The organism is Paraburkholderia sp. RL17-337-BIB-A (genome assembly GCF_046025895.1).
Taxonomy (GTDB): Bacteria; Pseudomonadota; Gammaproteobacteria; order Burkholderiales; family Burkholderiaceae; genus Paraburkholderia; species Paraburkholderia fungorum_C.
Genome location: NZ_JARESY010000001.1, coordinates 1,154,621 through 1,171,884, shown reverse-complemented (window position 1 = coordinate 1,171,884; position 17,264 = coordinate 1,154,621). Strand labels below are relative to the sequence as shown.

At 61.7% G+C, this 17,264-nt stretch carries 18 protein-coding genes; all 18 read right to left on the bottom strand.

Going from position 1 to position 17,264, the window contains the following annotated elements; genetic code table 11:
• Positions 1 to 117: 117 nt before the first annotated feature.
• On the bottom strand, positions 118 to 1,146 hold the full coding sequence (gene nagZ / locus P0D84_RS05530; protein WP_408333291.1) for a beta-N-acetylhexosaminidase: 1,029 nt from the start codon (positions 1,144 to 1,146) through the stop codon (positions 118 to 120).
• 70 nt (positions 1,147 to 1,216) lie between these two features.
• Positions 1,217 to 1,660: a holo-ACP synthase gene (gene acpS / locus P0D84_RS05525; RefSeq protein ID WP_408333288.1), complete on the bottom strand. Its 444-nt coding sequence runs from the start codon at positions 1,658 to 1,660 to the stop codon at positions 1,217 to 1,219.
• A 16-nt stretch (positions 1,661 to 1,676) separates the two neighbouring features.
• Entirely contained in the window at positions 1,677 to 2,441 is a 765-nt protein-coding gene (gene pdxJ, locus P0D84_RS05520; protein WP_408333285.1) for a pyridoxine 5'-phosphate synthase, read from the bottom strand.
• Positions 2,438 to 3,358: a DNA repair protein RecO gene (gene recO, locus P0D84_RS05515; RefSeq protein ID WP_408333282.1), complete on the bottom strand. Its 921-nt coding sequence runs from the start codon at positions 3,356 to 3,358 to the stop codon at positions 2,438 to 2,440. Before recO ends, pdxJ begins: the two co-directional genes overlap by 4 nt.
• The gene (gene era, locus P0D84_RS05510; RefSeq protein ID WP_408333279.1) at positions 3,345 to 4,244 is read right to left on the bottom strand and encodes a GTPase Era; all 900 of its coding nucleotides are present in this window, start codon (positions 4,242 to 4,244) and stop codon (positions 3,345 to 3,347) included. The genes recO and era overlap by 14 nt, the downstream gene beginning before the upstream one ends.
• 55 nt (positions 4,245 to 4,299) lie before the next feature.
• Positions 4,300 to 5,640 (bottom strand): ribonuclease III, encoded by a 1,341-nt coding sequence (gene rnc / locus P0D84_RS05505; RefSeq protein WP_408333276.1) that lies wholly within the window; start codon positions 5,638 to 5,640, stop codon positions 4,300 to 4,302.
• Positions 5,641 to 5,815: 175 nt separating this feature from the next.
• The gene (gene lepB, locus P0D84_RS05500) at positions 5,816 to 6,709 is read right to left on the bottom strand and encodes a signal peptidase I (RefSeq protein ID WP_408333273.1); all 894 of its coding nucleotides are present in this window, start codon (positions 6,707 to 6,709) and stop codon (positions 5,816 to 5,818) included.
• Between the two features lie 18 nt (positions 6,710 to 6,727).
• The gene (lepA, locus tag P0D84_RS05495; protein WP_408333270.1) at positions 6,728 to 8,521 is read right to left on the bottom strand and encodes a translation elongation factor 4; all 1,794 of its coding nucleotides are present in this window, start codon (positions 8,519 to 8,521) and stop codon (positions 6,728 to 6,730) included.
• A 249-nt stretch (positions 8,522 to 8,770) separates the two neighbouring features.
• A complete protein-coding gene (locus tag P0D84_RS05490; RefSeq protein WP_408333267.1) occupies positions 8,771 to 9,046 on the bottom strand; it encodes a glutaredoxin family protein in 276 nt (91 codons plus the stop codon).
• Positions 9,043 to 10,560 carry a DegQ family serine endoprotease gene (locus P0D84_RS05485; protein ID WP_408333264.1) on the bottom strand — a complete coding sequence of 506 codons (1,518 nt, stop codon included), beginning with the start codon at positions 10,558 to 10,560 and terminating at the stop codon, positions 9,043 to 9,045. The genes P0D84_RS05490 and P0D84_RS05485 overlap by 4 nt, the downstream gene beginning before the upstream one ends.
• 37 nt (positions 10,561 to 10,597) lie before the next feature.
• Positions 10,598 to 11,641, bottom strand: a complete 1,044-nt coding sequence (locus tag P0D84_RS05480; protein ID WP_408339690.1) for a MucB/RseB C-terminal domain-containing protein — start codon at positions 11,639 to 11,641, stop codon at positions 10,598 to 10,600.
• A 4-nt stretch (positions 11,642 to 11,645) separates the two neighbouring features.
• Complete coding sequence (locus P0D84_RS05475) at positions 11,646 to 12,272, bottom strand: sigma-E factor negative regulatory protein (RefSeq protein WP_408333261.1); 627 nt, start codon at positions 12,270 to 12,272, stop codon at positions 11,646 to 11,648.
• A gap of 82 nt (positions 12,273 to 12,354) precedes the next feature.
• The gene (rpoE, locus tag P0D84_RS05470; protein ID WP_175162620.1) at positions 12,355 to 12,954 is read right to left on the bottom strand and encodes an RNA polymerase sigma factor RpoE; all 600 of its coding nucleotides are present in this window, start codon (positions 12,952 to 12,954) and stop codon (positions 12,355 to 12,357) included.
• A 290-nt stretch (positions 12,955 to 13,244) separates the two neighbouring features.
• Entirely contained in the window at positions 13,245 to 13,541 is a 297-nt protein-coding gene (locus P0D84_RS05465; RefSeq protein ID WP_408333257.1) for a hypothetical protein, read from the bottom strand.
• A gap of 15 nt (positions 13,542 to 13,556) precedes the next feature.
• Positions 13,557 to 14,795: a beta-ketoacyl-ACP synthase II gene (fabF, locus tag P0D84_RS05460; protein ID WP_408333254.1), complete on the bottom strand. Its 1,239-nt coding sequence runs from the start codon at positions 14,793 to 14,795 to the stop codon at positions 13,557 to 13,559.
• Positions 14,796 to 15,094: 299 nt separating this feature from the next.
• Complete coding sequence (gene acpP / locus P0D84_RS05455; protein ID WP_004197638.1) at positions 15,095 to 15,334, bottom strand: acyl carrier protein; 240 nt, start codon at positions 15,332 to 15,334, stop codon at positions 15,095 to 15,097.
• A 150-nt stretch (positions 15,335 to 15,484) separates the two neighbouring features.
• Positions 15,485 to 16,234: a 3-oxoacyl-ACP reductase FabG gene (gene fabG, locus P0D84_RS05450; RefSeq protein ID WP_408333251.1), complete on the bottom strand. Its 750-nt coding sequence runs from the start codon at positions 16,232 to 16,234 to the stop codon at positions 15,485 to 15,487.
• Between the two features lie 86 nt (positions 16,235 to 16,320).
• Positions 16,321 to 17,256 carry an ACP S-malonyltransferase gene (gene fabD, locus P0D84_RS05445; protein WP_408333248.1) on the bottom strand — a complete coding sequence of 312 codons (936 nt, stop codon included), beginning with the start codon at positions 17,254 to 17,256 and terminating at the stop codon, positions 16,321 to 16,323.
• Positions 17,257 to 17,264: the final 8 nt, after the last annotated feature.

The following is a 17,264-nucleotide window of genomic DNA, read 5'->3' as shown; positions in this document are numbered from 1 at the left end:
GCCGTTTTCTTTGCTCAACGCAAATGCTTGCGTACGCTCGAGTAGCGGATCCATGTTTACTCGTGGCTCATACAAGCGCGTGTCCATACGAGCCCATCTCTCATACAAGCGCGTCGCTCATGCAAACGCGCTGCGCAGCAAGGCCTGCGCTTGCAGATACTGCGGCTGGGCGACCAGCTTGCTCCACTTCAGCGCCTTGCCGCGCGGCCGCATGCGCTTAAGCCGCTGCTGCGATTCCTTCGACGGTGTGAAACGCAGCGCGTCCAGCACCTTCTCCGCTTCATCCGGCTGATTGCAGATCAGCACCATGTCGCAACCGGCTTGCAGTGCGGCGCTCGCGCCTTCCGTCAACGTGCCGCCCTGGCGCGCGGCTTCCATCGAGAGATCGTCGCTGAAGACCGCGCCTTCAAAGCGCAATTTTTTGCGCAGGATGTCCTGCAGCCAGACACGCGAGAAGCCCGCCGGCTTGGAGTCGACCTGCGGATAAACCACATGTGCGGGGAGCACTGCCCCGAGCGACACTCCGAGCCAATCGTACGGCGCCACGTCATCGCGCAGGATCTCGTCGAGCGAACGGTCGTCGACCGGCATGGCGACGTGCGAGTCCGCCTGTGCGAAACCGTGCCCCGGGAAATGCTTGCCGCAATTGCTCATGCCGGCCAGCGCGAGACCGTGATTGAGACACTTCGCCAGCAAGGTCACGACGCGCGGATCGCTATGGAACGAGCGATCGCCGATCACCTGCGACTGGCCATAATTCAGATCGAGCACCGGCGTGAAACTCATATCGATGCCGCACGCGCGCAATTCGGCCGCGAGGATATAGCCGACCGCGGTCGTCACCTTGGTGGCATGCAACACGTCGCTGTCCCACAGCGCGCCGAGCTTGCCCATGGCCGGGAGCACCGTGAAGCCGTCGGTGCGAAAGCGCTGCACGCGGCCGCCTTCGTGATCGACGGCAATCAGCAGATCGTCGCGAATCGCGCGGATCGAATCGGTCAGCGCGATCAATTGCGCGCGGCTCTCGTAATGACGTGCGAACAGAATCACGCCGCCGGTCATCGGATGGGCAAGGCGGCGTTTATCGTCGTCGTTCAGCGTTTTGCCGACTACGTCGAGCATGACCGGTCCGGGAGTGGTTTTCATCGAATTCCGCTAGAAAAAAGCCTGAGGCAAATAAAGACGCGGCCGACATGCGCCGCGTTCAAGATATTTTTTATTCGTCGCTGGCCGGCGCGTGCGGGGCGTCCGGCCCTCGCGCCGCTTCGCCCGTTTCGGCGATCACGAACGACACGGCGTAGTCGCGTTCGTCACTGATCGTCACGCGCGCCGTGATGCCGCGCGCGTCGAGCCATTCAGCGAGCTCGCCCGATGCAACCACCATGGGCTCGCCGCTCGGCTTGTTGAGTGTTTGCAGCGCGCGCCAGGTCATCGGCCAGCGCATGCCAAGGCCGATCGCCTTCGAGAACGCTTCTTTAGCGGAGAACCGCGTCGCCAGAAAGGCGAGACCGCGCGCCGCCGAGCGCGCGTGGCGAGCGTGATAAATGCGCAGCTCGTCCGCACCGAGCACCTTCTCGGCGAAGCGCCCGTTGGTGCGCGTCATCACCGCGGCCACGCGGCTGACCTGAACGACGTCCGTGCCGATGCCGTAGATCGTCATGGGCAATGCCGCGGCGTTACGCGCGTGCGCCGAGACGGGCGGCGACCATGATCGCCTTCATCTCGCGCACTGCGTTATCCCAGCCGGCGAAGATCGCATGCGCGACGATCGCGTGGCCGATATTCAGTTCGACGATGCCCTCGATCGCGGCGATCTGCTGAACGTTGGTGTAGTGCAAGCCATGACCCGCATTGACCTTGATGCCGAGCGTCGCGCCGAACTCGACGGCACGCACCACGCGCTCGTATTCGCGCTGCTGCTCGGCAGGGTCGTGCGCTTCGGCATAACGGCCCGTGTGCAGTTCGATCACCGGCGCGCCCGCTTCGTGCGCGGCGCGGATTTGCGTTTCGTCCGGATCGATGAAGAGCGACACGCGCGAGTTCGCTTCGGCGAGTTGCTTGCAGGCGGCGCGCACGGACTCGAACTGACCGGCGACGTCGAGACCGCCTTCAGTGGTCAGTTCCTGTCGTTTTTCCGGCACGAGGCAAACGTCGTGCGGCTCGACTTCACACGCGATGTCGAGCATCTCCTGGGTCACGGCGCATTCGAGATTCATGCGCGTTTTCAGGAGCGGCCGAAGTTTGCGCACGTCCGCATCGACGATATGCCGGCGATCTTCACGCAAATGCAGCGTGATCACGTCAGCGCCGGCCTCTTCGGCCATCAGCGCGGCGCGGATCGGATCGGGGTAAGCAGTGCCGCGCGCGTTGCGCAGCGTGGCGACGTGATCGATGTTCACGCCCAGGTCAATCACATTCGGCGACGTAAGAAAGAAGCTCATAAGTTCTGCAAGTCGATCAGGATCTGGCGCGTCGCGAGCGGCGTGCCGCAAAGGTAAGTGTTGAGCAGGAAGCGCATTAGCGTTTTGCTTTGCGCCACGGTCTGCGCTCGATGGTAATCGTCCTTTTCCATATCGAGCAAGGTTTGTCCGGCGATCACCGGCCATTGCGCGGGCAGATCGTCGGACGCTTCGCGCACGCCGCGCTCCGGGTCGAACACATAGCGGCCTTCGGCCTGCACGGCTTTGCGCGCGACGGTGCGATCGAGCGCCATCGCATAACCGGTTTCGCGCAGCAGCACACGTTCGAACGAACGCAGCACCTGCACGGGCGGTTCGTCATGCGCGAGACGCGTCATGGTGACGACGTAGTGATGGAACAGTTGCGGATGCGGATCTTCGCGCGCGCAGAATTTGACCAGCAGTTCGTTGACATAGAAGCCGCACAGTAGCGCATCGCCCGCTAAGGGCAACATGCCGCCGACCCACTCAGCGCCGGTCAGCGTGCGCACTTCGGATTTGCCTGACCACGACAACGCAAGCGGCTGGAAGGTCTGCAGCACGCCGCGTAAAGCGGAATGCGGACGTTTCGCGCCCTTCGCGACGAGCGCGAGGCGGCCGTGATCGCGCGAGAGCACGTCGATGATCAGACTGGTCTCGCGGTACGGATAGCTGTGCAGGACAAAAGCGGGTTGCTCCGCGATCCGGTAGTCGGAAGCGGGGGCGCGAGGCGCGCGGCGCGGCGGCGCTTTGCGTGGTTCGCCTTCGGCGCCTGGAGTAGCCTGAGCGCTTCTGGCGCTCGATGAGGCTTTTTTTGTACTGCGAGCGGGTTTGGACGGCTCGCGAGCCGGCGCTGCCGGCGCCGAGTCGTCCGGATCAGCGTCGGAATTCAGCGTCATCCACGCGTCATTCGTACCCATACGCACGGAGTCCGGCTTCGTTGTCCGCCCAGCCGCTCTTCACCTTGATGAAGGTTTCCAGATACACCGGACCATCGAACAGCTTTTCCATGTCGAGGCGCGCTTCAGTGCTGATCTGCTTCAGCTTGGCGCCCTTCTGGCCAATGATCATCGCCTTGTGCGTATCGCGCTCGACCATGATGGTCGCGAAAATGCGGCGCAGACGGCCTTCGGTTTCGAACTTGTCGATTAGTACCGTGCTCGTGTACGGCAGTTCGTCGCCGGTCCAGCGGAACACTTTCTCGCGCAGGATTTCGGCGGCGAGGAAGCGTTCGCTGCGATCGGTCAGGTCGTCTTCGCCATAGATTGGTGCGCCTTCCGGCAGGAACGGCTTGACGGTCGCCATCAGACGCTTGATATCGTCCAGGTTCTTCGCCGACAACGGCACGATCTCGGCGAACTTGTGCAGCGCGCTGACCTGCTGCATGAACGGGAACAGCGAGTCCTTATCCGACACGCGGTCGAGCTTGTTCGCGATCAGCAGCGTGGGCACCGATGGCGGGATCAGATCGAGCACCTTCTGATCGTCCGGGCCGAAGCGGCCGGCTTCGATCACGAACAGGATCGCGTCGACCGAAGTCAGCGTGGACGTGACCGCGCGGTTGAGCGAGCGGTTCAGCGCGCCGCTGTGCTTGGTCTGGAAACCCGGCGTGTCGACGAAAATGTACTGCGCGTCTTCAAGCGTGTGAATGCCGGTAATGCGGTGCCGCGTGGTCTGCGCCTTGCGCGACGTGATACTGACTTTCTGGCCGACCAGCGCATTCATCAGCGTGGACTTGCCGACATTCGGGCGGCCGACGATCGCGACCATGCCGCAGCGAAAACCAGTGGGAGTGGGAGCGTTCATATTCGGGCTACGGCAAGTTCAGATCGACGCGCGGCGAATGGCGCGCCGATGGCAATCAATGGCCCGCATCGGCGACGCGGGTTTGCACCGCGTCGGCTACGCCGGGTTCGTGTTCGACAGGTGCCGGCACGCCAGGCGTGGGCACGGCTGCGCCGGGTGTGGCTTCACGGCTGCGGTGTTTGTCGGTGCTGCGGATGGCGGCGGCTTCCGGTTTGGCTTCGGCGGGTTTGGCTTCGGCGGCCCTTGTGTCCACGGACTTTGTGCCTTCGGGTTTGGCGTCCGCGGGCTTGGCGTCTATGGCCTTCGCGTCGACGGACTTCGCACCTTCGGATTTGGTGTCTGCGGATTTGGCGTCGGCCCTCTCGGCCGGCTTGTCCGCCGTGGCTTTCTCACCAGACCGATCGCTCGCGTGAGCGGCCGTTTTGTCTGCCCGCTCAGCCTTATCCGCGCGGTCCAACTTGTCCTGCCCGCTGTATTCGACGTGCGCGGCACGAATCACAGCCAGCGGCGCGGACGTCGCAGTTAGGATCGACTTCTCGGCTGTGGACTCCGTCACCGGCGCGGTACGGGACTCACCTCGCCCGGCTCCGCGCTCATTTTTGCGATCCGGGCTGCGCAAATCGAGCGCGGCCTGTACGCCGGTCACGCCGGGGACGACCTCCTGCTCGGCATTCTTCGCCGCACGGGCGCCTTTCGAGCGCTTGGGCTTGGCGACCACGGCGGGCGCAGCGGCCATCACCTCGTCGAGCGCCTTCTTGGCGGCGGCCTGCTCGGCCGCACGACGGCTCGCGCCCGAACCGGACACCTTGACGTCCAGCTTCGGCACCGTGCATTCGACTTCAAATTGCTGATTGTGCGCCGCACCATGAGTCGCGACGACCGTATATGTGGGCAACGCGATCTTGTGACCCTGCAAATACTCCTGCAGCAGCGTCTTGGCGTCTTTACCGAGCGTGCGCGGGTCGATATGGTCGAGAATCGGCACGTAAAGGCGCTTGATGACCGTTTGGGCGGCATCGAACCCACCGTCGAGGAATACTGCGCCCAGTACTGCTTCGAGCGTGTCAGCAAGGATCGACGGGCGGCGGAAGCCACCGCTGCGCAGTTCGCCCTCACCGAGACGCAGCCCTTCGGAGATATTCAGGGCCTGGGCGATTTCGTAAAGGGACTGCTGTTTGACCAGATTGGCGCGGACGCGCGACAGATCGCCTTCGTCCAGTTTGCCGAAACGTTGGAACAAAAGCGCAGCCACCGCGCAATTTAGAACGGAGTCGCCGAGGAACTCGAGCCGTTCGTTGTGCGTGGAACTATGACTGCGGTGCGTTAAAGCCTGGCGCAACAATTCCGCATTGCGAAATTCGTAGCGCAGACGGCTTTCCAACGGAGATAGGGGCATGGGCAGAGTATAACGCGGGCGCCTGCCCCGGCGAAAACGCGGGACGGCCAGCGGAAAAAGCGTGGTGAAGCGACGTTACCGCGGATTCTTAAAGTAGCGTGCTAACACGCCGCGACTAATGTGACCGAAGTAGAGGCCACCTGCGCGGCGTGTCGTGCAATCAAGACCTGCGTGCTCAGTGGAATGAGCCGATGCGCTTCAGATCGCTGAAGTTCATCCAGATAAAAAACGCGCGACCGACGACATTCTGATCCGGCGCAAAACCCCAGTAGCGGCTATCGGCGCTGTTATCGCGGTTGTCGCCCATCATGAAGTAATTGCCCGGCGGCACTTTGCAAATCACGCCGCGTGCGTTGTACGTGCAGTTATCGCGATACGGATAATCTTCGGCGCCGACGATGAACGGCGGCACGGCCGGGTTGTTCAGAATCGCGTTCTTGCGGCCGTCGAGATCTTCTTCGAATTGCTTCGCGTAGCCGAGGCGTTCTTCGTCGAGGTAGTCAGGCAGCGGCGTTTCCGGCACCGGCTTGCCGTTGATCGTCAATTGCTTGTCCTGATAAGCGACGGTGTCGCCCGGCAAGCCGATCACGCGCTTGATGTAGTCGACCGATTCGTCTTTCGGGTAGCGGAACACCACCACGTCGCCGCGCTCGAGCGGACGGCCTTCGGTGATCTTCGTGTTGGTGATCGGCAGGCGAATGCCGTAGTCGAATTTGTTGACGAGGATGAAGTCACCCACCAGCAGAGTCGGCACCATCGAGCCCGACGGAATCTTGAACGGCTCGACCACGAACGAGCGCACCACGAACACCACCAGAATCACCGGGAAAAAGCTCGCCGAATATTCGAGCCACCACGGTTGACGCAGCTTGTCGTCACGCAGACGGGCGCGCGTTTGCGCCGCGTTTTCGTCGGCGAAACGCTCGCCGACGCGTGCCTGCTGGCGGTCGAACTCAGCGACCGCGGCTTCCGCCGCGCGACGCCGTTGCGGCATGAAAACCAGTTTATCTGCAACCCATGCAATGCCCGTCAAAATGACGAGCACAAAAAGAATCAGCGCAAAATTCATAAGGATCCGTTGTTCGTCTTATTTGTCTTCGACACGCAGGATCGCGAGGAAAGCCTCTTGCGGAATCTCGACGGACCCGACCTGCTTCATTCGCTTCTTGCCTGCCTTTTGTTTTTCGAGCAGTTTCTTCTTACGGCTAATATCGCCGCCGTAGCATTTTGCCAGCACGTTCTTACGCAACGCTTTAATGTTTTCGCGCGCAATAATATTCGCGCCGATGGTCGCCTGAATCGCCACGTCGTACATTTGCCGCGGAATCAGTTCGCGCATTTTCGACGCCACTTCGCGGCCGCGATACTGGCTCTGCGAACGGTGCACGATCACCGACAACGCATCCACCTTGTCGCCGTTGATCAGCATGTCGACCTTCACGACGTCTGCCGCACGATATTCCTTGAACTCGTAATCCATCGACGCATAGCCGCGCGAGATCGACTTCAGACGATCGAAGAAATCGAGCACGACCTCGCCCATCGGGATTTCGTAGGTCAACTGGACCTGGCGGCCGTGGTACTGCATGTTGATCTGGTTGCCGCGCTTTTGCGTGCACAGCGTGATCACCGAGCCGACGTAGTCTTGCGGCATGTACAAATTCACGGTGACGATCGGCTCGCGCACTTCCTCGATCTTCGACGGCTCCGGCATCTTGGCCGGATTCTCAACCATGATGATCGTACCGTCGCGCTGCAGGACTTCGTACACCACGGTCGGCGCCGTGGTGATCAGATCCATGTCGAACTCGCGCTCGAGACGCTCCTGGACGATTTCCATGTGCAACAGGCCGAGGAAGCCGCAACGGAAACCGAAGCCGAGCGCCTGCGACACTTCCGGCTCGTACATCAGCGAGGCGTCGTTCAGCTTCAGCTTTTCCAGCGAGTCACGCAGCGCGTCGTACTGGTTCGCTTCGACCGGATAGAGACCGGCGAACACCTGCGGCTTCACTTCCTTGAAGCCCGGCAGCGGTTCAGCCGCGGGACGGTTCACCAGCGTGACGGTGTCGCCCACCTTCGCGGCGGCCAATTCCTTGATGCCGGCGATGATGAAGCCCACCTGCCCTGCGGACAATGATTCCAGATTCTTCGACTTCGGCGTGAACACGCCGATATGCTCGACCGGATACTGCGCGCCGGTCGCCATCATGCGGATCTTGTCCTTCGGACGCAGCGTGCCGTTGACGATACGAACCAGCATCACGACGCCGACATAGTTGTCGAACCACGAGTCGATGATCAGCGCTTGCAGCGGTGCTTCCGGGTCGCCCTTGGGCGGCGGCACCTTGGCGACCAGCGCTTCGAGCACGTCTTCCACGCCGAGGCCGGTTTTCGCGCTGCAACGCGTAGCGTCGGCGGCGTCGATACCGATCACGTCTTCGATTTCCTCGATTGCGTTCTCGGGATTCGCGGCCGGCAAGTCGATCTTGTTGAGCACGGGAATCACGTCGACGCCAAGCTCGATCGCCGTGTAGCAGTTGGCGACGGTTTGCGCTTCCACGCCCTGGCTTGCATCGACGACCAGCAACGCGCCTTCACATGCGGACAGCGAGCGGCTGACTTCGTACGAGAAGTCGACGTGGCCCGGCGTGTCGATCATGTTCAGGTTATAGATCTGCCCATCACGGGCCTTGTACGTCAGTGCGGCGGTTTGTGCCTTGATGGTAATGCCGCGCTCGCGCTCGAGATCCATCGAGTCGAGCACCTGGGATTCCATCTCGCGGTCGGATAAGCCACCGCAGATCTGGATGATGCGATCCGCGAGCGTCGACTTGCCATGGTCGATGTGCGCAATGATCGAGAAGTTACGAATATGATCCATTCAGTACCGATCAAGCGAAAAAGGCGCGCTCGGACAATAGCGGAGCACGCCTTGTAAGTAGGTGAAAAACCTATCTATTTTAGCCGAAAAGGCTATCGCCCGGCGCATCTTGCGAAGCCCGGGCAGAAAAGACGGCTCAGCAGCTACCGTGTATGGGACCAGAGTAAGCGCCGAAGCGCCAACTCTGGGTCGACAGGAGTGACGCGAAACAAGAGGTCGACAACGCACGTTCGTGCGCGGTTTGGACCTTTAACCGGACCCCGAATGCGCCGCTGTCAGGCGCGCGGCAAGTGCGGCACGAACCTGCGGCGCGTCGAGGTGATAGTGACACAGTTCGACGCCGTCACAGACGAGAACCGGCACAAGTTCGTTATAACGCGCTTCCAGCAACGGATCGGCGTCAATGTCGATCACCACGACTTGCGCGCTGAACTCAACCAGCAAAGGCTCGAGCGCGGCGCGCATGTCATCGCACAAGTGGCACCACGCGCGCCCGTAGAGCGTGAGCGGCACCACCTGCTTCATTTCTGCGCGTTGCGCGGGCGAATCGGCACGAACTGCGTGTTCTCGCCGCGACGGACCAGCAAGGCCACCATCTTTTGCGAGTCGAGATGCGAGGTCAGATCGTCGAACTGCTTCGCGCTCGTGATGTCCGTGTCGCCGACACGCAGGACGATGTCGCCCTTTTGCAGCCCAACGCGCACGGCTGGTCCGTCTACAGCGTCGATCTGCACGCCGTTGCGCAATTTCAGCGCCTTCAGTTGGTCAGGAGGAATATCGCTGACGGCAAGGCCCAGCACGTTCGTGGCACGCTGCTTCGGCACCGGCGGTTTCTTCTGATCCGCCTTGGCGGTCTTGTCCGGTTGCATCTCGGCAATCGTGACCGGCAGATCGCGCGTCTGGCCCTTGCGCCAGATCGTAATCGTCGACTTGGTGCCCGGCTTCGTGTCGCCGACCATGCGCGGCAAATCCGTTGCTGTGTCGACCGAATGCCCGTTGAACTTCAGGATGATGTCGCCTGGCTGCACGCCGGCCTTATCCGCCGGACCGCCTGGTTCGACGCTGCTGACCAGCGCGCCCTGCGCCTTCGGCAGCCCGAGCGAATCGGCCACGTCTTTCGTCACTTCACCGATCGCCACCGCGATCCGGCCACGCACGACCTTGCCCGAAGATTTCAGCTGGTCGGCTACGCGCATCGCCTCGTCGATCGGAATCGCGAACGAGATGCCCATGAAACCACCGGTGCGGCTGTAGATCTGCGAGTTGATGCCGATCACTTCGCCTTGCATGTTGATCAGCGGACCGCCCGAGTTACCCGGATTGACGGCTACGTCGGTCTGAATGAACGGCAGATAATCTCCCGTATCACGCCCCTTGGCGCTGACAATCCCGGCCGTCACTGTGTTCTCAAGACCGAATGGCGAACCGATCGCGACTACCCACTCGCCCACGCGAACCTTGTTCGAGTCGCCGATCGTGATGGTCGGCAAATTGGCAGCGCTGATCTTCACGACGGCCACGTCGGTCCGATCATCCACGCCGATCAGCTTCGCCTTGAACTCGCGCTTGTCGGTGAGAGTGACGTAAATGGTGTCCGCGTCGTCCACGACGTGCGCGTTGGTCATCACATAGCCGTCCGCCGACAGAATGAAGCCTGAGCCGACGCCACTGTTCTGTTCGGGATCGTTGTTATCCGGCGAGTCCTGGCTGCCGCCGCTCCCGCCGTTATCGTCACCGCGCGGCGAGCTTGGGGCGCCTGGAGATTGCGGCGACTGTGGCAAAGGAATACCGAAGAAGCGGCGGAAAAACTCCGACATGTCGCCGTCGTCCATGCCCGGCGGCAATCCGCCACGGGCACCGCTGCTCGACACGCGGGTGGTCGTGCGAATGTTGACGACTGCTGGGCCGACCTTGTCGACGAGGTCAGTGAAGTCGGGCAGATTGGCGGCGGGAGCCGCCGACGCCGTGTGCGGCACGAGCGGCAAACACGCCGCTACCACCGCGGCCGCGAGGAATTTGCGCACCGAGAAAGTCGTCATATCGTAGCAAGCCGAGGGATTCGAGTGATTCGGAGGATTACTTCGGAGCTTTATATTCTATGGCAGACGCAAATTGCTGCAATGTGGTCTGGGGCACTTCACCAAGCAGAGTAATCCAGAAGTCGCCGCGCCGCTTGACCAGCACGTGTGTGGCGCCGCTGCTACCCGCGCCTTCCTTGCGGGTATTGTTCTCGACCGGCTCGACAAATACCGAAATGGCCGCGAGGCCGTCGGAGAATACCGCCTGGTCGACCGGAATGGTCGGCTGGCCCGCGTCACGCGCGGCCATTGGGCGACGCAGCTCACGAATCTTGCGGAAGCCCGGCACCGTCGGCGTGATCTGCCAGCCTTGCGCAGCCATATCGACCGGCTCGACCGGCGGACGCACCACGGTCCATCCTGCCGTATTACGAATACCGTTGACGATTGGGGTTTTGTCGACCGGCACGCCGATGCGAATCTGCGAAAACGACAACTGCTCGAGCACCTGGCCGTTCGGGTCGAGCGTCTGCGCGCGCAGCAGCAAGCCGGTTTTCTTGTCGGCCCACAGTTTATAAGCAAAGCGGTAGGCGTCTTTCGGGTCGAGCTCGATGACCTGGCTGTCGACACCCGCGACGCGATCCTCGCCGAGCAGCTTCGGCTCGTACACCGACAGCACCTGCTCACCGCTTACAGCCAACAAGGCAGGAAAAGAATCTTTGTTCTGGCGCTTCTCGACCACGCACAGATGCCGCTCGGGCACGAACGTGTAGAGATCGTCGTTATGGCGAAGCATTTTGCGCGGCTTGCCGTCGAGGCTTTCGAGTTGCTCGAATTCGCCGTCCGTACGGGTCGCGTAATGCGCGATCCGCGACGTCTGAACGAAATTGCCGCGCTGATAGACAAACGCGCCCTCGTAGTTCTGCTGCTGGGCGGCCTGATGGATTCGATCGAGCAGCTCCGCGGCCGTGCGACGGGCGACGACTGGATCCTCGGTTTGTGCAAAGACCCGCGGTGTAGCGGACAACAATACGGCTGCGCAGAACAGAAATGCCGGCAGCCGCCCCCAGATAGTCGTTTTATTCAACCGCGGAGTCTGCATCAAACTATTGGCCTTGCGTAGAAACTGCGGCAGCGCGAATCAGCGGCATCGAGCCCGGCATAACCGGTTGTTGCGCGAATTGCTGGTGAGCTTCCAGATATTGATCGAGACTTGCGTCACGAATAATGTTGGCGTCTTGCGCGACCGGCTGGACCGTCGCGGCCGGCACCGACGCCATGGCAACGCGTTGCAGCGAATCGCCATGTGACTGGATGGCCGCGACCTGTGTTACGCCCGGGCCGCCCGGCACGCCTTGCAGTTGCGGCACGACGATCCACGTTAGCGTGGCTGCGGCGGCAGCGACAGCAAACGCCGGCACAACACGCCGACGCAGCGCCAGCAAACGGCGCGCGACCGGCATTGCGGCCGGCGCGAGCACGTGCGGCTCGCTGTCGAAACGTGCGGCAAAACCGCTCAGGAACGCGCTGCTCGCCGCCGGGCTGACCGCCAGATCGTCGGAACGCAGGGCGTCGCCAATCAGGTGATAGCACGACCAGGCGGCTCGATCTTCGCCGTCCAGTTCGGAAACAAACGTGTTCAGATGCTCTTCGCCGAACAGCTCACCGTCGACAAAAGCGGACAGACGCTCGCCGCGCGAGCTGGCTTGCGATTGCATCGAGACCGACCCCATGATGCTCCCCATCTTACAAATACCCCGTAGTGACACCACTAATCCAGATATTGCAGCCGCGCCCCGTCCGGCGGACTGGTGTTTACCAGCGCTTGCCTTCAGGTGTGTCAAGCAACGGACGCAATTTTGCCGCAATGGCTTCGCGAGCGCGGAAAATTCGTGATCTGACTGTGCCAATTGGGCAACCCATCATCTCAGCGATTTCCTCATAGCTCAAACCTTCAATTTCACGAAGAGTAATGGCGGTGCGCAACTCTTCCGGTAAAACCGCCATCGCAGCATTGACCGTCTCAGCGATCTGCTTGCTCATCAACATCGACTCAGGCGTGTTGATATCCCTTAGTTGGTCGGCGTCCGAGAAAGTTTCAGCTTCTTCAGCATCTGCTTCGGTGGAAGTCGGTGCGCGCCGTCCTTGGGTCGCAAGGTAGTTCTTTGCCGTGTTGACCGCAATCCGGTACAACCACGTATAAAAGGCCGATTCGCCGCGAAACTGCGGCAACGCCCGGTACGCCTTGATAAAGGCGTCCTGGGCGACGTCTTCCACTTCGGCCGGGTCGCGCACGAGGCGCGAGATCAGCCGGAGAATCTTACGGTGGTATTTGGAGACCAGAAGCTCGAACGCGGCCTTGTCGCCCTTCTGGACGCGCTCGACCAGCAACTGATCAATTTCTTTTTCGCTCACCTGATAAATCCGTTAACTATAGGGCGCATGGCGGGGGACCATTGTAGCGTCCCCATCATCGCGGCACGTTATTCCGGTAACAGCGGTTACAGTCGTTACAGTCACGCACCGGCGCCGCGCCGGCCCAGCACGGCGAGTTCCCGGAAAACGGACGCCGGAAGCGCGTCAGCAGGAAGAAGTAGCGCACGGGAGCGCCCATGGTCCGGTGCCAGCGCCAGAATGAGCAAACGACCGCTCCATTGCGAACAGCCGGCAATGCGGCCGTGCATCAGCAAACTGCCGGCCCGATTCTAGGCAGACAGTCCGTCCGGACCGATTTTCAACGCGACGGGTTGCGCGTGCTCATGTTTAACCGCACAGAGTGTCAGCAGCGCCCACACGGCAAGCGTCAACGGAACCGCCTGCGAGGCGCCCAGACGCGACGCAAAGCAGGTGTAAGCGGCCAACGTCGCTATCAGGACGAACGCCCCCAGAGCAGCGCACATGGCGGCGGAGCGCCGCAACGTAATCCGTTGCGGCGCTCCGCCGGGCGTTGCCGATTCGAGGGAAACCGCCGGACAAGCCGGCGTTTGCGACTGGCGTGTCACCAGGCAATCGGGCGATCAGGCGCGCTTGAAGACCAGCGTGCCGTTCGTGCCGCCGAACCCGAACGAGTTCTTCAGCGCAACGTCGATCTTCATCTCCCGCGCGGTGTTGGCGCAGTAATCGAGATCGCAGGCCGGATCCTGATTGAAGATGTTGATTGTGGGCGGCGACACCTGGTGATGCACGGCCAGGACCGTGAACACGGACTCCAGGCCGCCGGCGCCGCCCAACAGGTGACCTGTCATCGACTTGGTCGAGTTCACGACCATGTCTTTGGCGTGGTCGCCGAAAGCGCGCTTGATGCCGGTGGTTTCAGCGAGGTCGCCAAGCGGCGTGGACGTGCCATGCGCGTTCAGATAATTCACCTGATCCGAATTGATGCCCGCGTTCTTCATGGCGGCCAGCATGCAGCGGCGCGCGCCGTCGCCGTCTTCCAGCGGTGCGGTCATGTGGTAGGCGTCGCCGCTCATCCCATAGCCGCTGACTTCAGCGTAAATCTTCGCGCCGCGCGCCTTCGCGTGTTCGTACTCTTCGAGCACCATCACGCCGGCGCCTTCGCCCAGTACGAAACCGTCGCGGTCTTTGTCCCACGGACGGCTCGCCGTGGCCGGATCGTCATTACGCTGCGACAGCGCGCGCGCCGCCGCAAAGCCGCCGATGCCGAGCGGCGACACGGTGGATTCCGCGCCGCCGGCGATCATCACGTCGGCGTCGCCGTATTCGATCAGGCGCGAAGCCTCGCCGATACAGTGCAGACCCGTGGTACATGCGGTCACGATCGCCAGATTCGGACCCTTGATGCCGAACTTGATTGACAGGTGGCCCGAGATCATGTTGATGATCGACGCCGGCACGAAGAACGGAGAAATGCGGCGCGGGCCGCGATTCAGCAGTTCGGTTTGGGTTACTTCGATCATCGGCAGGCCGCCGATGCCCGAACCAACCACCACGCCGATGCGCTCCGAATTCTCGTCGGTGACTTCGAGGCCACTGTCCTGCATCGCCTGGATGCCCGCTGCGACGCCGTAATGGATGAACGTATCCATGTGGCGCGCTTCCTTACCGGGGATGTAGTCCTCGATATTGAAGCCCTTCACCTCGCCGGCGAAACGAGTCGAAAAGTTCGACGCATCGAACTTTGTGATATTGGCAATACCCGACTTGCCGGCGACCAGATTGGCCCAGCCGTCGGCAACATTATTGCCAACAGGCGAAATCAGCCCCAGGCCTGTAACAACAACACGACGGCGGCTCACGGTAACCCCTTTTTCATAGATGACAAAAACAAAAGCCACAGCGGCCACAGGAACCTGACCTGTGTGCCCTGTGGCTGTTAAGCCGCCCACACACCTGGTGTTTCACACCAGGTCCCCCAAAGGGGCAAGAAAACTTGGGGCGGCCCGGCGTTTTCTTGAAAGTCGGCAATCGCGCGAAAAGTTGCGCTGTCAACATCGCTGGCTCCTGCACGGCAAAAAGCGCCAGCCCTGCTGGCGTCGGAAACCGACACGGCAGGGCGTCATACGCCGCCAACGCAGAAACGCAGGCGCGAATGACTTTAGGCCTTGACGTTCGCGCGAGCGTAGTCGATCGCTTGCTGGACGGTAGTGATCTTCTCGGCTTCTTCATCCGGAATTTCCATGCCGAATTCGTCTTCGAGGGCCATCACGAGTTCAACGGTGTCGAGCGAGTCGGCGCCGAGGTCGTTCACGAACGAAGCTTCGTTCTTGATTTCAGCTTCTGCAACGCCCAGTTGTTCTGCGACGATCTTCTTGACGCGCTGTTCGATATTGTCCATTACCCCTCCAAGGGAAAGAAGTTCAAAAATACAGGTGCGCGCATTTTATCAGGTTTGACCCGGCAAAAAAGCGGCGCATCGGGTTCCTGTCAAGGCATGCGCCTTATGCTTCTGCAAACGCATCAAGGCGCGGATAGTAACCGAATTTGGTTACGACATGTACATTCCGCCGTTCACATGCAGTGTGGTGCCAGTGATATAACCCGCTTGCGGCGACGCCAGGAACGCCACGGCGTGCGCGATATCGTCCGGGCTGCCAAGGCGGCCGAGCGGAATCTGCGTCTTCAGTGCAGTTTGCTGCTCTTCCGGCAGGGTCTTGGTCATGTCGGTATCGATGAAGCCCGGCGCGACGCAATTCACGGTGATGCCACGGCTGCCGATCTCGCGTGCAAGTGCGCGCGTCATGCCTGCTACACCCGCTTTCGCGGCTGCGTAATTGACCTGCCCCGGGTTGCCGGCCGAGCCGACCACCGACGTGATGTTGATGATACGGCCGCCCTTCGCCTTCATCATGGGACGCAGCACCGCGCGCGACAGGCGGAAGACCGACTTGAGATTGGTGTCGATCACCGCGTCCCAGTCGTCGTCCTTCATGCGCATTGCCAGCTGGTCTTGCGTGATGCCGGCGTTGTTCACCAGCACGTGCAGCGCGCCGAATTCCTTCACGGTGCCGTCGATCAGCGCTTCCGCTGCGGCGGCGTCGTTTACGTTGAGGACCGCGCCGCGGCCGCTCACGCCGGCCGCACCAAACGCTTCGGTAATCGCGGCTGCGCCGCTTTCGCTGGTCGCCGTGCCGATCACCGTCGCGCCCTGGCGCGCCAGTTCCATCGCGATTGCACGACCAATGCCGCGCGAGGCGCCGGTCACGATTGCGATCTGCTTGTCGAGAGTCTTTTCCATCTGTCAGTCCGGATGCCCTTTCGGAGGGCTGATTGATTCTTGATGTCGATTTTTGGCGCCGCCACGTGCTGCGTATGACGCGGCGCTCAGCCCGCCATCACGAGCTTGAGCGTTTCTTCGAGCGAGGCCGGATCGAACACCGATGCACCAACCAGATTGCCGTCGATACGCTTGGTCAAACCCGCAAGGACCTTGCCCGGTCCGCATTCGACCACGTGCGTGACGCCTTGCGCCGCCATCGCCTGCACGCTTTCTACCCAACGCACCGGCCCTGCGGCCTGGCGCACCAGCGCGTCCTTGATCTTCGCCGGCTCGTTGACCACCGCGACGTCGACGTTGTTGAGCACTGGAATCGACGGCACCTGCACGTCGATGCCAGCCAGATACTCACGCAATTGATCCGACGCCGGTTCAAGCAGCGACGAGTGGAACGGCGCCGATACCGGCAGCGGCAATGCACGCTTTGCGCCCTTCGCCTTTGCGACTTCGCAAGCCTTTTCGACTGCGGCCTTGTGACCGGCGATCACGACTTGCGCCGGCGCGTTGAAATTCACCGCCTCGACAACACCCGCGACCGACGCTTCGGCGCATACCGAGCGCACCGTGTCGTCATCGAGGCCGAGAATCGCGGCCATACCGCCCACGCCGACTGGAACGGCCGTTTGCATGGCTTGCGCACGAAAACGGACGAGCGGCACAGCATCGCGAAACGCGAGCGCACCCGCCGCGACCAGCGCGGTGTACTCGCCGAGACTATGACCGGCGACGATGGCCGGCTTCGGGCCGCCCGCCTGCTGCCACGCGCGGTAAATCGCGTACGCGGCGGTCAGCATGACCGGCTGGGTATTGGTAGTGAGATTCAGATCTTCGACGGGACCTTCGGCGATCAGCTTGCCGAGGTCCTGATTGAGCGCATCGGATGCTTCCTGAACCGTCTCACGCACGACCGTGTGATCGGCGAATGCGTTGAGCATGCCGACCGACTGCGAACCTTGCCCAGGAAAAACGAACGCAAATTTCATATCGTCCC

Bases quoted from the DNA above. Each gene is read 5' to 3' on its own strand.
- nagZ (WP_408333291.1), bottom strand. From the start codon at position 1,146: ATGAAAACCACTCCCGGACCGGTCATGCTCGACGTAGTCGGCAAAACG.
- acpS (WP_408333288.1), bottom strand. From the start codon at position 1,660: ATGACGATCTACGGCATCGGCACGGACGTCGTTCAGGTCAGCCGCGTG.
- pdxJ (WP_408333285.1), bottom strand. From the start codon at position 2,441: ATGAGCTTCTTTCTTACGTCGCCGAATGTGATTGACCTGGGCGTGAAC.
- recO (WP_408333282.1), bottom strand. From the start codon at position 3,358: ATGGGTACGAATGACGCGTGGATGACGCTGAATTCCGACGCTGATCCG.
- era (WP_408333279.1), bottom strand. From the start codon at position 4,244: ATGAACGCTCCCACTCCCACTGGTTTTCGCTGCGGCATGGTCGCGATC.
- rnc (WP_408333276.1), bottom strand. From the start codon at position 5,640: ATGCCCCTATCTCCGTTGGAAAGCCGTCTGCGCTACGAATTTCGCAAT.
- lepB (WP_408333273.1), bottom strand. From the start codon at position 6,709: ATGAATTTTGCGCTGATTCTTTTTGTGCTCGTCATTTTGACGGGCATT.
- lepA (WP_408333270.1), bottom strand. From the start codon at position 8,521: ATGGATCATATTCGTAACTTCTCGATCATTGCGCACATCGACCATGGC.
- P0D84_RS05490 (WP_408333267.1), bottom strand. From the start codon at position 9,046: ATGAAGCAGGTGGTGCCGCTCACGCTCTACGGGCGCGCGTGGTGCCAC.
- P0D84_RS05485 (WP_408333264.1), bottom strand. From the start codon at position 10,560: ATGACGACTTTCTCGGTGCGCAAATTCCTCGCGGCCGCGGTGGTAGCG.
- P0D84_RS05480 (WP_408339690.1), bottom strand. From the start codon at position 11,641: ATGCAGACTCCGCGGTTGAATAAAACGACTATCTGGGGGCGGCTGCCG.
- P0D84_RS05475 (WP_408333261.1), bottom strand. From the start codon at position 12,272: ATGGGGTCGGTCTCGATGCAATCGCAAGCCAGCTCGCGCGGCGAGCGT.
- acpP (WP_004197638.1), bottom strand. From the start codon at position 15,334: ATGGACAATATCGAACAGCGCGTCAAGAAGATCGTCGCAGAACAACTG.
- fabG (WP_408333251.1), bottom strand. From the start codon at position 16,234: ATGGAAAAGACTCTCGACAAGCAGATCGCAATCGTGACCGGCGCCTCG.
- fabD (WP_408333248.1), bottom strand. From the start codon at position 17,256: ATGAAATTTGCGTTCGTTTTTCCTGGGCAAGGTTCGCAGTCGGTCGGC.